Annotated in this window: 11 protein-coding genes; 6 read left to right on the top strand and 5 right to left on the bottom strand. The window is 72.5% G+C overall.

Annotated elements, in window-relative coordinates; genetic code table 11:
- Positions 1 to 131 precede the first annotated feature (131 nt).
- Together lysX and ACGFYV_RS15005 are read left to right on the top strand one after the other, a co-directional pair.
- Positions 132 to 3,407, top strand: coding sequence for a bifunctional lysylphosphatidylglycerol synthetase/lysine--tRNA ligase LysX (gene lysX, locus ACGFYV_RS15000; protein ID WP_393878796.1), 3,276 nt, complete (start codon positions 132 to 134; stop codon positions 3,405 to 3,407).
- A 146-nt stretch (positions 3,408 to 3,553) separates the two neighbouring features.
- Positions 3,554 to 4,384, top strand: coding sequence for a polysaccharide deacetylase family protein (locus ACGFYV_RS15005; protein ID WP_393878797.1), 831 nt, complete (start codon positions 3,554 to 3,556; stop codon positions 4,382 to 4,384).
- A gap of 30 nt (positions 4,385 to 4,414) precedes the next feature.
- On the opposite strand, the gene ACGFYV_RS15010 is transcribed toward ACGFYV_RS15005, so the two are convergent.
- Entirely contained in the window at positions 4,415 to 5,092 is a 678-nt protein-coding gene (locus tag ACGFYV_RS15010) for a class F sortase (protein ID WP_393878798.1), read from the bottom strand.
- Between the two features lie 332 nt (positions 5,093 to 5,424).
- Between ACGFYV_RS15010 and ACGFYV_RS15015 the strand changes: the two genes are divergently transcribed.
- Positions 5,425 to 6,240: a hypothetical protein gene (locus ACGFYV_RS15015; RefSeq protein WP_393878799.1), complete on the top strand. Its 816-nt coding sequence runs from the start codon at positions 5,425 to 5,427 to the stop codon at positions 6,238 to 6,240.
- Positions 6,241 to 6,357: 117 nt separating this feature from the next.
- On the opposite strand, the gene ACGFYV_RS15020 is transcribed toward ACGFYV_RS15015, so the two are convergent.
- Together ACGFYV_RS15020 and ACGFYV_RS15025 are read right to left on the bottom strand one after the other, a co-directional pair.
- Positions 6,358 to 7,122, bottom strand: coding sequence for a DUF4239 domain-containing protein (locus ACGFYV_RS15020; protein WP_393878800.1), 765 nt, complete (start codon positions 7,120 to 7,122; stop codon positions 6,358 to 6,360).
- Between the two features lie 30 nt (positions 7,123 to 7,152).
- Positions 7,153 to 7,281, bottom strand: coding sequence for a hypothetical protein (locus ACGFYV_RS15025; RefSeq protein ID WP_393878801.1), 129 nt, complete (start codon positions 7,279 to 7,281; stop codon positions 7,153 to 7,155).
- 783 nt (positions 7,282 to 8,064) lie between these two features.
- Here ACGFYV_RS15025 and ACGFYV_RS15030 point away from each other — a divergent pair.
- From ACGFYV_RS15030 to ACGFYV_RS15040, 3 genes are all read left to right on the top strand, one after another.
- On the top strand, positions 8,065 to 9,018 hold the full coding sequence (locus tag ACGFYV_RS15030; RefSeq protein WP_393878802.1) for an SCO0930 family lipoprotein: 954 nt from the start codon (positions 8,065 to 8,067) through the stop codon (positions 9,016 to 9,018).
- A 285-nt stretch (positions 9,019 to 9,303) separates the two neighbouring features.
- Positions 9,304 to 10,116: an SAM-dependent methyltransferase gene (locus ACGFYV_RS15035; RefSeq protein WP_393878803.1), complete on the top strand. Its 813-nt coding sequence runs from the start codon at positions 9,304 to 9,306 to the stop codon at positions 10,114 to 10,116.
- Positions 10,113 to 12,251, top strand: coding sequence for a putative bifunctional diguanylate cyclase/phosphodiesterase (locus tag ACGFYV_RS15040; protein WP_393878804.1), 2,139 nt, complete (start codon positions 10,113 to 10,115; stop codon positions 12,249 to 12,251). Before ACGFYV_RS15035 ends, ACGFYV_RS15040 begins: the two co-directional genes overlap by 4 nt.
- 103 nt (positions 12,252 to 12,354) lie before the next feature.
- Here the strand turns inward: ACGFYV_RS15040 and ACGFYV_RS15045 are convergent, their stop codons facing one another.
- Together ACGFYV_RS15045 and ACGFYV_RS15050 are read right to left on the bottom strand one after the other, a co-directional pair.
- Positions 12,355 to 13,272, bottom strand: coding sequence for a hypothetical protein (locus ACGFYV_RS15045; RefSeq protein WP_393878805.1), 918 nt, complete (start codon positions 13,270 to 13,272; stop codon positions 12,355 to 12,357).
- Positions 13,269 to 13,685, bottom strand: coding sequence for a hypothetical protein (locus tag ACGFYV_RS15050; RefSeq protein WP_393878806.1), 417 nt, complete (start codon positions 13,683 to 13,685; stop codon positions 13,269 to 13,271). Before ACGFYV_RS15050 ends, ACGFYV_RS15045 begins: the two co-directional genes overlap by 4 nt.
- Positions 13,686 to 13,707: the final 22 nt, after the last annotated feature.

Raw genomic sequence — 13,707 nt, forward strand, 5'->3', positions numbered from 1 at the left:
CGTGCTGCTCGTGCTGCTCGTGCTGATCATGCTGTTCCGCCACGTCCCGAGGCTATCGGAATCACCGCTTCCTGCCGAGGCCCGGGCCGCTCGACGGGCGCGTGGCCCCGCGCCTTCCTACAGTCGGAAACATGACCGCCACCGCCGGGCCGGCCGCACGAAGCGACGCCGGGGGGCCGACACGCCCGCTCCCGGGCGGCCGGCTCGGCCGGGTGCCCGAGGCCTTCGGAACCCTCTTCGGCGCGCTCGGCCTGTTCTGCGCCCTGCTCGCCTTCGTCGCCCCGCTGCGCCGGCTGCTGCACCCGCTGGTGCACACCCTCGACACGCTCCTGGTCCCCATCAGCGCCAACCTCGCCTACGCCGTCTTCCTGTTCCTGCTGGCCGGCGCCACCGCCGCCCGCAAGAAGGTCGCCTGGTGGCTGGTCGTCGTCTACCTGGGCCTGGTGGTCGTCACCGACGCCGTCGGCGTCGCCCTCGGCCTGTACGTCGACTCGGTGACGTCCCTGGTGCTGTGCGGGCTGCTGCTCCTCCTGCTGGTGGTGGCCCGGGGGGAGTTCTACGCCGCCTCCCGCCGCGGAGCCGTGTGGCGGGCGCTCGCCGTCCTGGCGACGGGAATCCTTGTGGCGGTCCTGGTGGGCTGGGGCCTGGTCGTGCTGTTCCCGGGCACCCTGCCGCAGGGCCAGCACCTGGCCTGGGCCGCCGACCGGGTGTGCGGCGGGCTGATCTCCGAGAGCGCCTTCGACGGCAGGCCGCCGCGCCAGGTCACCTTCGTGCTCGGCCTGCTCGGCGCGCTCGCCCTGCTGAACGCCGCCGCCGCGCTGTTTCGCTCGCAGCGCCTGGAAGCGGCCCTGCACGGCGACGAGGAGGCCCGTATCCGCGCCCTGCTGGCGGCCTACGGCGAACGCGACTCGCTCGGCTACTTCGCCACCCGCCGCGACAAGGCCGTCGTCTTCTCCGCCAGCGGCAAGGCCGCCGTCACCTACCGGGTCGAGACCGGGGTCTGCCTCGCCAGCGGCGACCCCGTCGGCGACCCCGAGGCCTGGCCGCCCGCCATCGCCGCCTGGCTCGACGTGGCCCGCCGGCACGCCTGGGCGCCCGCCGTGATGGGCGCCTCCGAGGACGGCGCCCGCGCCTACGCCCGCGCGGGCCTCGGCGCCCTCCAGCTCGGCGACGAGGCGATCCTGCACGTACCCGGGTTCGACCTGGGCGGCCGGGACATGCGCGTCACCCGGCAGGCCGTGCACCGCGTCCGCCGCACCGGCGCCACCTGCCGCATCCGCCGCCACGCCGACCTCGGCGACCGGGAGATGGAGGAGGTCGTCGACAAGGCCGACGCCTGGCGCGACACCGAGACCGAACGCGGCTTCTCCATGGCCCTGGACCGGCTCGGCGACCCGTCCGACGGCGACTGCCTGCTCGTGGAGGCCATCGGCGACGGCGGACGGCTGCTCGCCCTGCTCTCCCTGGTGCCCTGGGGCCGCGACGGCGTCTCCCTCGACCTGATGCGCCGTGACCGCGCCGCACCCAACGGCGTCATGGAGTTCATGGTCGCGGAGCTGTGCGCGGCCGCCCCGCGCCTCGGGGTGCACAGGATCTCGCTGAACTTCGCGGTGTTCCGCTCGGTCTTCGAGGAGGGCGCCCGCATCGGCGCCGGACCCGTCCTGCGGCTCTGGCGCCGCCTGCTGCTGTTCTTCTCCCGCTGGTGGCAGCTGGAGGCCCTCTACCGCTCCAACGCCAAGTACCACCCCGAGTGGTACCCCCGGTTCATCTGCTACGGCGAGACCGCCTCCCTCGCCCGCATCGGCCTCGCCTCCGGCATCGCCGAGGGGTTCGTCCCCGTACCGTCCCTGCGCAAGCTCTGGCGCCGGGGCCACACCGAGCCGGGGCCGGGGCCCGCCGCCCTCCCGGGTCCGCCGCCGGCGGCACCCGGCCGGGCCGCGGGGGAGGAGGCCGGGCCCGCGGCACCGGAGGCGGGCCTGCCCGACCAGGTCCGCGTCCGCCACCGCACCCTCGACCGGCTGCGCGCCGCCGGCACCGATCCCTACCCGGTCGGCACCCCCGCCCCCACCCACGCCCTCGCCGACGTACCCCTGGACCAGGACGTCACCGTGGCCGGCCGGGTGCTGCTGGTCCGCGACTTCGGCGGCATCCTCTTCGCCATCCTGCGGGACTGGTCGGGCGACCACCAGATCGCCCTGACCCGTCACGGCAGCGGTCCCGAGCTGGACCGCTTCCGCGCCGACACCGACATCGGCGACCTGATCACCGCCAGCGGCCACACCGGCCCGAGCGACCGGGGCGAGCCCACCGTCTTCGTCACCGCCTGGCAGCTGACCGGCAAGTGCCTGCGCCCGCTGCCCGACAAGCGGCGCGGCCTCACCGACCCCGAGGCCAAGGTCCGCCGCCGCCACCTCGACCTGGCCACCAGCCCCCGTTCCCGCGCCGTGCTGCGGGCCCGCTGCGCCGTCGTGCAGGCCCTGCGCCAGGGACTGCTGGACCGCGGCTACATCGAGGTCGAGACCCCGATGCTCCAGCAGATCCACGGCGGCGCCAACGCCCGCCCCTTCACCACCCACAGCAACGCCTACGACCTCGACCTGTACCTGCGCATCGCCCCCGAGCTGTACCTCAAGAGGCTGTGCGTCGGCGGCCTGGAGAAGGTCTTCGAGCTGGGCCGCGCCTTCCGCAACGAGGGCGTCTCCTACAAGCACAACCCCGAGTTCACGATGCTGGAGGCCTACCAGGCGCACGCCGACTACGACGTGATGCTCGACCTCACCCGCGCCCTCGTGCAGGCCGCCGCCACGGCCGCCTTCGGCACACCCGTCGCGCACCGGGACGGCCAGGCGTACGACATCTCCGGCCCGTGGCCGGTCCGTACGGTGTACGGAGCCATCTCCGAGGCCCTCGGCGAGGAGGTCACCCCCGGCACCGAACTCCTGCGGCTGCACCGGATGTGCGACCAGGCGGGTGTGCCGTACACCGCCGACGACGGCCCCGGTGACATCGCCCTGGAGATGTACGAGCGGCTCGTGGAGGACCGCACCCGGCTGCCCACCTTCTACAAGGACTTCCCGGCCGAGGTCTGTCCGCTCACCCGGCAGCACCGCGGCGATGCGCGGCTCGCCGAACGCTGGGACCTCGTCGCCTTCGGCACCGAACTCGGCACCGCCTACTCCGAGCTGACGGACCCCGTCGAACAGCGCCGCCGGCTCACCGCCCAGTCGCTGCTGGCGGCCGGCGGCGACCCCGAGGCCATGGAACTCGACGAGGACTTCCTCGACGCCCTCGAGTACGCGATGCCGCCGACCGGCGGACTCGGCCTCGGCGTGGACCGGCTGGTCATGTTCCTCACCGGCCTCACGATCCGCGAGACCCTCCCGTTCCCGCTGGTGCGGCACCGGTAGCGGACGAACCCGGCGCGGGCGCGCGGACCCCGGCCACCCGCGCCGTACTGCACATGGGTGTGCAAACTGCGCCGAACGGGTGCTTTTCCGCCGCCGCAACGGTGTCGCTGTGGTGCGCCGAAGGGTCGTGGGGCGACTGATGGGTCATGCAGAAGGATCAGTTGTTCACGCGGCGCCGGATGCTGCTCGCCGGCGCCGCCGCTCTCGGTGCCGCGGGCACGGCCGGACTCATCATGGCGGGCAGCGAGGAAACACCGGCCCCACCCCCGGTCCTCGCCGGCCCACAGGCACGCCCGGTGCTGAAGCCGTCCGAGTTCCGGCTCCAGCCGCTCACCGGAAACGGCCCGCCGCGTGCCAAGCCGCACAAGCTCACCGTGCGGCACCAGCCCTTCGTGCGGATCTCCACGCGCGGCCGGCAGATGATGCTGACCTTCGACGACGGTCCCCACCCGGACTACACCCCGCACATCCTGGACACCCTCGCCAAGTACGACGTGCGCGCCATGTTCTTCGTGTGCGGCGAGATGGTCGTCGACAACAAGGAACTGCTGGCCCGGATGGCGGACGACGGCCATGTCGTCGGCAACCACACCTGGACCCACCCGCTGCTGACCGAACTCGGCCGGGGGGACATCCGCTCCGAGATGGAGCGCACCAGCGACATCATCGAGGACGCCTACGGGGACCGCCCGCAGTGGTTCCGCGCCCCCTACGGCGCCTGGAACCGCGCCGCCTTCCAACTGGGCGCCCAGATGGGCATGGAGCCGATGGCCTGGACGACGGACACCACGGACTGGAAGGAGCCCGGAACGCGCACCATCGTCGACCGGGTGGAGGACAACGCCGGCCCCGGCGTCGTGATCCTCTCCCACGACGCCGGGGGCGACCGCTCGCAGAGCGTCCGGGCGATCCACGAGTACCTGCCCTATCTGCTCGACTCCGGCTACCACCTCACCGTGCCGAGCCGCCGCACCTGAGACGGCGTCCGCCCGCCCGGCCGCGGCGCCTCAGTCGACCGTGACCAGGCGGGCGAAGACGACGACGTTGCCGTCGTAGCCGTTCTGCTTCGAGAAACCGCCGCCGCAGGTGATCACCCGAAGCTCCGGTGTGCCCTTCGAGCCGTACACCCGGTCGCCGGGGAACTTGCTCTTCTCGAAGACCTCGACCCCGTAGATCTCGAACACCGCGGACTTCCCGTCCTTGCGCAGGACCTCGACCCGGTTGCCCTTCTTCAGCGCCCCGAGGCCGTAGAACACGGCGGGGCCCTGCTGGTTGTCGACGTGGCCGACGATCACGGAGGTGCCCTTCTCGCCGGGCGAGACCGCGCCGGTGAACCAGCCCGCCAGGTTGGGGTCGTCCGGCGGCGGTGCGCCGACCCAGCCGTTCGTGTCCAGACCGACCGGGATCACCGGCGCGTCCACCTGGATCGCCGGGATCCGGATGCGGTCGACCGCGGCGAACGGCAGCGGGGAGGGCGCGGCCTGCGCCGCGGAGACCTCCGGGGGGGTGCGGGTGTCCGGGGCGGCGGCCGAGGCGGGCTGCGGCGGGCCGACGTCGAACTCCCCGGAGCCGTTGCGAATGAGCGCCAGGCCGGTCAGGAGAACAAGCGCTATGACGCCCCAAGGGGCGCGCCTTCTCCGCCGCTCCTCCTCTTCGGCCAGCTCGGCCCATTCGGACGCATACATTCGCCATCCCCTCTCGACGCGGGTGTCCCGCATTCCTCGCGCATGGGAAAACGCTAAGTCCCCCGTACGCGGCGGGCGACGGGACGGCGGGCGAACGGGTGGCACGCGCGCTTTTCGGTGCGCCATCCGAGTTGCAACCGAAAGAGATTTTCTGACGGCCTGTGACCTGCGGAGATTTCCGATTGTGTGGTTGTCTGACGGAGTGTCGGATCACCAGGACGGAGCATTCTCGACATGCGGGCGTGTTCCGGGAGTCCGAGGGTTTTGCTGGGAGGTGCTTTCTCGCCGACACTCCGGGAACGGGACCCGGGGTGCCTCCCGCGGAGGAACACATGCGGAACCAACGTGCCCTGGCGGCCGCGTGCGCCGCGGTCGCGGTGCTCGGGCTCGCCACCCCCATGGCGGTCGCGGACGGCATGCCCAACCCGGGCGGCCCGTCCGGCGAAACCGGAACCAGTAACGGCAACGTCGTGATCGGCGGCGGGGTCGGCGGGGTCGGCGGGGTCGGCGGTGTCGGAGGCGTCGGCGGCGTCGTCGGAGGAGTCGGAGGCTTCGGGGGCGTCGGTGGCTTCGGGGGCAACTTCAACTGCAACGGCAACTTCAACGGAAACGGGAACAGGAACGGGAACGGGAATTTCAACGGGAACGGAAACAGGAACGACAACGACTGCCGGGGCAACGACCGTGGCCGGGGCAACGACCATGGCCGGGACAACGAGTTCGGGCACGGTGACGACTTCGGCAACCGGGGCGAGGGGGTGCGCAACATCGTCGTCCACCCCGAGGTGGTCGCCGCGGGCGGCCATCTGAGCGTCACCGTGGACGGCTGCCAGGGCGGCACGGTGTCCTCCCGGGCCTTCCGCACGACCACCCTGGAACCGCAGGGCGACGACCGCTCACGCGCCGACATCACCGTCGACCGCGACGCCCGGCCCGGCCGGTACGACATCACGGTCACCTGCAACCGCCGGACCCTGACCCGGAACTGGGCCTTCACCGTGCTCGGCGGCGTCCAGGGCGGACTGGGCGGCAGCAGCACCACCGGTGCGACGCCGACCGACATGGCCATCGGCGGCGGACTGGTGGCCTCGGCCGTGTTCGGGGGCGGCGCGTTCATGCTGCGCCGCCGCAACGAGAAGCAGTTCTGACCCCGCCCCGGCCCGCCCCCGGCGGACCGGTGACCTGCGGCGACGGACACACGACGACAGGCCTTCGCACCGGCCCCTCACGGGCACCGGAGCGAAGGCCTGTCGGCGATCGAGGGGCTAGCCCCCGGCGTGCGGGAACAGGTTGAGGAACGGTTCCGCGGTCGCCGCGATGCCCCGGCTGAACGGGGCGTCGAAGTCCCAGATCAGGAAGAGCATGAAGGCGATGGTCGCGGAGAACAGCCCGGCGAGGACCAACTCGCGGGCGGTGCGCCGGATCTGCAGCGCGAAGACCATGCCCACCGTGATCACCGCTCCGGCGAGCAGCCCCCACCACACCACGGGTGGCATGGTGGCCCCGGTCGAGTCGGCGCGCGCGTTGCGCGCCTGGTCGGCGGCGGCCATCTGGTCCAGCACCGGCTGGTAGGCCTGGGCCTCGAAGTCGTTCCTCGGCTGGTAGTCCGTGACGTCCTGGCGGACCCGGCCCAGCAGTTCGGCGCCGTGAGCGGTGACCCGCCCGTGGTCGGTCATCGACTTCCACTCGGTGGTCACGACGTAGCTGACGTACGCGTCGACGTCGCCCCGGATGCGGTCACGGACGTCCGGCGGGTACACCCGCACCCGCTCGGAGATCTCGTGCAACGCCTGGGCCTCGGCCTGCACATGGTCCTGGGCGGCGCTGCGCGCCTCCCACACGCCGGCGATGGCCAGGCCCAGGACGATGGCGTACACCACGCCGATCCACATCGTCATGTACTCGATGACGTCCGGGGTGTCGTTGGGATCCTCGTCCTCGGGAGCCCGCTTGTGCCGCACCACGGTGATGACGACCACCACGGCGCACGCCCCCAGCATGGCGAGGACGAGAACAAGCCAATCCGACAAGAGATGCCTCCAGCAGTGAGGGCCGGCGCGTCAGCGCGGGCGCAGCGCCGCGACGGCGACGATCGCGGGCACGGCGATGAGCAGGACATAGGTGACCGGGGCGGTCGGGGAGGGCACGGGGTGCGAGGTGGGCCGGGAGTGGTGGACCGGGTAGCTCACCGGGGTCACGGAGGGCCGTGGGGTGGGCTTCGGCGGCGGGGTCGGCCTCGGTTTCGGGCGCGGGGCGGGCGGGGGCGGCGGGGGAGGGGCCGGCCGGGCCGCGGGAGGCGCCGGGGCGGGCCGGACGGGCGGCTTCGGCGGCGGCTTCGGGGCCGGAGTGGGCCGCGGTTTCGGCGTCGGTTTGGGCGGAGGCGGCGGTGGGGGTGGTGGCGGAGGGGGTGTCGGCGTCGGGGTCGGCGTGGGCGGGCACGGCGGCGGGGTGGGCTTCGGGCAGGGCGGGATCGGGGGTACCCCGTGATGGAACGGAGCCGAGAGTTCGGGGGACGGCAGGTGTCCGCCGCCTCCGGCCACGGCCACCGCCACCGTGCCGTCCGGGCCCGTCGAGGCGTACGCACAGGCGTCGGCCGACGCCGTACCGGCCGGACAGCCCACCAGGGTCCAGGTCAGTGCCAACAGGGCCAACACCCGTGCGGCGGGCGCGGTTCGGGTCGCTTCGGGTCCATGCACGACCGAGATCATGAGGCTCCCGGGCCCCGCCCACTCCGCCATGGCCCGGGATTGGTCCGTATGAGCGGCAAAGCATGATCCATGGTTTGACGGGACGAAGTAACGCGATTGGCTGATTTTTCCCCCTGTGGCTCCCGGTTCACGGCACGCTCCGCGGCCCCCGGAGAGAAAATCTCGCGCTCCCGTTGAACACTCCACCCCCCTCCCCGCGTACCCATGACCGTGCGGCGGCTCGGCGAGGCGCTGCAACATCCAGCAAAATTAGGGGAGTTGACGATGAATACCTCCTGGCGGACCGCCTCACTGGTGGCCATAGCCGCTTCGGTGCTGGCGCTGACGACGGCGTGCGGTCAGGACAACCCCACGCCCCCCACGTCGGCCGCCCAGAACGTCGGGGCCACGGCCCCGGCCGGCGGTTACGGCAGTCCGGGCGGCGGCACGGGCAACGGCTACGGCGCCGACGGCGACCAGACCTCCGGCTCCGCGGTCCCGGCCGCCCCCGCGGGCGAACTGACCGTGGCCGCCAACCCGGATCTGGGCAACGTGCTGACGGACGGCTCCGGGCTGACCCTCTACCGGTTCGACAAGGACACCGCCAATCCGCCCACGTCGAACTGCGCCGGCGACTGCGCCACCACCTGGCCGCCCGTGCCCGCCGGCGACGCCACCGCAGGCGCCGGGATCGACAAGGCGCTCCTCGGCGAGATCACCCGTGCGGACGGCACCAAGCAGCTGACCGTCGGCGGCTGGCCCGCCTACCGCTACGTCAAGGACGTCAACTCCGGTGACGTGAACGGCCAGGGAGTGGGCGGCACGTGGTTCGCGCTCGCCCCGAACGGCAAGAAGGCGTCCATGGCGTCCCTGCCCGGACTGTCCGTCCGCAAGGACCCCGAGCTCGGGGACATCGTCGTCGACCGCAAGGGCATGACGGTCTACCGCTTCCTCAAGGACCAGGCCTGGCCGAAGTCCGTGTCGAACTGCACCGGCGCCTGCCTGGAGAAGTGGCCGGCCGTCGGCCCGGTGCGCGAGGCCGACACCGTGGGCGTCAAGAAGAAGGGCCTGATGCCCTTCACCCGCCCCGATGGGGTGAAGCAGATGACGGTCAACTGCTGGCCGATCTACACCTTCTCCGGTGACAAGGCTCCCGGGGACACCAACGGTCAGGGCGTGGGCGGCACGTGGTACGCCGTCGCGCCCGACGGCAAGCCGGTCGGCGCGCCGGGCAAGTAGAGATCACCTCCCCAGGGTCGATCGCCCCGCCCGCCCAGGCGCCCGGTCGCAGGTCCGCCCCCTCCGCACCGCACGGAGGGGGCGGACCGTTGTGCGGTACGGGGGCGCGGAGCGCGGGCGCGCGGGCGGTCGTCACACAGCGGGTTCGGACGGGCACATGCCGCAGGCAGTGACCGGGAACGGATGGTCAATTTCCGTTTCGGGTCGCTCCTTTGGCGGGCGATCAGTAGCCTCAGCTCGAACACCGGAGCGCCTGTCCCTGCCGCCTACGCCTTGGAGAGATACATGGAGCGTCCCGCCTGGGCCCCACGGAACATCGACATCTCGGTGCCGAGCGTCTCACGTATCTACGACTACTACCTGGGCGGTTCGCACAATTTCGAGGTCGACCGGGAAGCGGCTCGCAAGGCGATGGAGTTCATGCCGGGCCTGCCCAAGACCATGCAGGCCAACCGGGCGTTCATGCGGCGGGCGGTGCGCTTCGCGGCGCACGAGGGCATCACCCAGTTCCTCGACATCGGCTCCGGCATCCCCACCTTCGGCAACGTGCACGAGGTCGCCCGGGCCGCCGTACCGCAGGCCCGGGTCGTCTACGTCGACCACGATCCGGTGGCCGTCGCGCACAGCGAGGCCGTCCTGGCGGGCGACGAGCGCACGGCCGTGGTCGCCGCGGACCTCCGCAAGCCCCACGAGATCCTCGAAAGTCCCCCTCTGGGGCAGCTGATCGACCTGAATCGCCCAGTGGCGCTGCTCCTCGTTGCCATACTGCACTTCGTGGAAGACGCGGACGACCCGTACGAAGCGGTGGCCGGGCTGCGCGACGCGCTCGCGCCCGGCAGCATGCTGATCCTGACCCACGCCTCGTACGAGGGGATCCCCTTGTCCGCGGAGCGGGCCGAGGGCGCGGTGGACGTGTACAGGAACATCCGCAACCCGCTGATCATGCGCTCGCGCGACGAGATCGCGCGGTTCTTCGAGGGGTACGACATGGTGGAACCCGGACTCGTGCAGATGCCGTGCTGGCGCCCGGAGTCGGCGCTGGAGGACGAGGATCCGTGGGCGTTCTCCGGATTCGCCGGTGTGGGGCGTACGGCGTGAGCGCGGAGCCGGACGGGCCGGAGGACAGACTCCGCAGGCTCACGACCATCTGGAGCCGGGCACTCTTCCCGGTCACCTCGACGTCGTTGACCCGGGCCGAGTTCGAGGACCTGCTGCTGCCCCTCGCACGCCGGTTGAGTGAACTGCTGTGGGCCCGCAACTACGCCGCCGACGAGGCGAAGGCGGTCGGCGCCGCCCTGGTCGAGGCGCACTGCACGGACCCCGAGGCGCTCTCCCGCACCCTGGACTGCGTCGACGCCTACCTCGTCCTGTACTGCGGCCAGGACGGCCCCCAGGACGAACTGCGCATGCGCTCCTCCCGGTTGCAGCACGCGATGTCCGCCGGGTTCGCCCAGGCGCTGCGCGAACGCACCCTCGCCGAGCAGCAGGCCATCGCCCAGGCCGCGCTGGCGGCCCAGGGCGTGGTGGCCCAGGCGCTGCACGCCAGCGAGGCCCGTTTCCGCGCGGTCTTCGAGGGCGCGGCCATAGGGATCGGCATCGCCGACCTCGACGGCAACGTGCTCCAGGTCAACGAGGCACTGCTGCGCATGTTCGGCGTCTCCGGACAGTCGCTGCGCGGCCGCCGGATCCCGGACTGGACGCACCCCGAGGACGCGCCCCAGACCTGGAAGCTCTACGAGGAACTCGTGCGCGGCGAGCGCGAGCACTACCACGTCGAGAAGGCCTTCAACCGCCCCGACGGCACGGTCCTGTGGACCAATCTGACGGTCTCCCTGCTGCGCGACGCGGACGGCAACCCGCAGTACCAGCTCGCCCTCATGGAGGACACCACCGAGCGCCGGCTGCTCCACCTCAGGCTGCGCTACGAGGCCACGCACGACGCGCTCACCGGACTGCCCAACCGCACGCTGTTCTTCGAGCGCCTGGAGAAGGCGCTGGCCGCGCGCGAGGGCCAGCGTTTCGGCCTGTGCTACCTCGACCTGGACGGCTTCAAGACCATCAACGACAGCCTCGGCCACGCGGCCGGCGACCGGCTGCTGGTGGAGGTCGCCGACCGGCTCCAGTCCTGCGCGACCGCGCCCGGCGAGATGGTCGCCCGGCTCGGCGGTGACGAGTTCGTGGCCCTGACCACCGGCCCCGGCACCGAGCGCGAGGTCGACGAACTCGCCGAGCGCATCATGAGCGCGCTCGTCGCCCCGATCAGCATCGACGGCCGCGACCTGCTCGTGCGCGGCAGCCTCGGCATCGTCGAGGGCCCGGCGGGCGAGCGCACCGCGGCGGAGGTCCTGCGCAGCGCGGACATCACCATGTACCGGGCCAAGTCGGCGGGCGGCAACCGCTCGGAGCTGGCGGACCCGGAGGCCGACGCCCGCGCGATCACCCGCCACGGCCTGACCACCGCCCTGCCGACGGCCCTGGAACGCGGCGAGTTCTTCATCGAGTACCAGCCCCTGGTGCACCTCGGCGACGGCAGCGTCCGCGGCGCCGAGGCACTGGTGCGCTGGCTGCACCCGCAGCACGGCGTCCTCGGCCCGGACCGCTTCATCCCGCTGGCCGAGCACACGGGCCTGATCGTGCCCCTCGGCCGCTGGGTCCTGGAGGAGTCCATCCGCCAGGCCCGAGCCTGGCGCGAGCGCGACGGAGAGCCGGCGGGCCCGCTGCGCATCAACGTCAACCTCTCGCCCTGCCAGCTCACCCACCCCGGCCTGGTCCAGGACACCGTCGAGATCCTCGAACGGGCCGGTGTCACCCCGGACGCCCTGTGCCTGGAGGTCACCGAGTCCGCGCTCATCGGCGCCGACGACGATCTCCTCAAACCCCTGCGCAGGCTCGCCGAGATGGGCATCCACATCGCCCTGGACGACTTCGGCACCGGCTACTCCAACCTCGCCAACCTGCGCCGCCTGCCGGTCAACGTCCTCAAACTGGACCGCTCCTTCACCCAGGGCATGCAGCAGTTCCCGGCCGACCCCGTCGACCTCAAGATCGTCGAGGGTATCGTCTCCCTGGCCCACAGCCTCGACCTCGCCGTCACCGTCGAGGGCGTGGAGACCGGCGCCCAGGCCGAACAACTGCGCATACTGGGCTGCGACACCGCCCAGGGCTGGTACTACGCCCGCCCCGGCCCACCGGACAGGCTGCACGAACTGGCGCTGGTGGACGCGGCGGGCTGAGGGGGGAAACCCTGTACGGGTTTGAATAGGACAGTGCGGGACGGTACGGGACGAGACAGTGCGCGACGGTGCGGCGCAGCAGTGCGCGCGCCTGTCTCAGCTCTCAGCCGGTGAAGCGCGACTGGTCGGTGCGGTCCTTGCGCAGCAGTGTCGTCGCCGCTTCGCCGGCCTCCCGGCCGAGCCGTCCCGTGCAGTCGATGCCCAACTGCACGACCAGATCACGGCCGTAGAGGTCGACCGTGGCCTCCACCAGGTCGGCCTGCACACCGACGCTGAGCCGCGCACGGTGGCGGGCGGTGATCAGCACTCCGAGGCCGAGGACGGCGGCGGGCCACCACAGTGCGGCGAGCGGCAGGTACATCAGGCCCCAGCCCGTCAGGCGTGCGCTCGCACTGATACCGGCCCGTGCGTCGGCGAGTTCGGCGCGCGCCGCGTCCGGGACCAGCAGCCACAGCCGGGGCCAGGCGGCCGTCAGATCCAGGTGGTAGGTGGTGTGCACCCGCTCGTCCACGCAGTACAGGCGGTCCCCGATCCAGGTCGGCCGGGACGCGGGCTCGGGGCAGATCGCGTCGCGCCTCACGATCGCCGCCCGCAGCGCCCGTGCCGTCTGCGGGGTGCCGCCGGACGCGGTGAAGGCTTCCAGTGCGGCGCTCACGTCCGCCTCGGCGCGCTCCCAGCGCCCGCGGCGTGAGGCGGCGAGCGCCCGCAGCACCGGCTCCTCGCCCGACGCCCACCACACCCGCTCGACCAGCTGGGCCGCCGCCGACGCGGCGAGACCGGTGGCCGCCGAAGCGGCGGTGAAGGCGGCGGCGGCGATGAGGACCGTCCCGAACCGGCCGCTGGCCGGGGCGACGGCGACCGTGTCCAGCCAGGCCGTCAGCACCCCGGGGTCGAGCGCGTGCCGCTGGCCGAGCAGGACCGCGACGGTCACCGTGATCACGTAGCAGGCACCCGGCAGCACCAGCAGGGCCACCCAGCGGCCCGCCACCTGCTTGCCCAGCTCCGAGAGTACGGTGATCACAGCTGGAACTTCCGTGAGACGAGGGGGGCTTCGGTGAGCCAGCACCGGGGCGGCGGCGGGGTCCGGGAGCTGTCGCTCCGCTGTTCCGGCTGTTCCCGCTGCTGCGGTTCGAGGCGGGAACAGGACTCCTCGGCCGGGCAGCCCCACGCGGTGACGACCGGGTGCGCGCGCCCTCCACGCAGCGGCTCGAAGGCGCGGGCTCCGACGGTGAGGCCGTCGATGCCGTGGCGGGCGAACGCGTCGTCCAGGGCGTCCAGATCGGCGGTGACGGCGGGCGTGCGCAGACCGGACCGGGCCGCCTGGCCCAGCCGGGCCAACGCCTCGCCCGCCCCGTACCGTTCGGCCCACTCCCGAAACCCCTCCTCCCCGGCCTGCGCGCACAGCCGCGCCAGCCGCTCCCCGATCTCGTCCATCGACGGCTCCCCGTACTCCCTG

Source organism: Streptomyces sp. NPDC048297 (genome assembly GCF_043201585.1).
Lineage (GTDB): Bacteria > Actinomycetota > Actinomycetes > Streptomycetales > Streptomycetaceae > Streptomyces.